Origin of the sequence: Rhizobium ecuadorense, from assembly GCF_001187535.1 — a bacterium.
Classification (GTDB): domain Bacteria; phylum Pseudomonadota; class Alphaproteobacteria; order Rhizobiales; family Rhizobiaceae; genus Rhizobium; species Rhizobium ecuadorense.
Genome location: NZ_LFIO01001146.1, coordinates 1 through 257, shown reverse-complemented (window position 1 = coordinate 257; position 257 = coordinate 1). Strand labels below are relative to the sequence as shown.

Annotated in this window: 1 protein-coding gene; it reads left to right on the top strand. The window is 60.7% G+C overall.

The window, feature by feature from the left end; translation table 11 throughout:
• On the top strand, positions 1 to 257 hold a 257-nt coding region (locus tag AF337_RS24570), incomplete at both ends, for an SDR family NAD(P)-dependent oxidoreductase (RefSeq protein WP_152971171.1).

Below are 257 nucleotides of genomic sequence, written 5' to 3'. Positions count from 1 at the left end.
GCTCGCTACCTTGCGGCAGCAAGAACATGCGTTCATCATCAACGTCAGCTCGGGCCTCGCTTTTTCGCCGATGGCCGATGTGCCGGTCTATTGCGCCACGAAGGCCGCGATCCACTCCTTTACGCTCAGCCTGCGCCATCAGTTGAAATCCACAGCAATTCGGGTGATCGAGGTCGCGCCACCGATCGTCGATACCGCTCTCGGCGGTGGTACGCGCAGCGAAGGCACAGCAAGCCGCATGATGGTCTCCTCGGAAG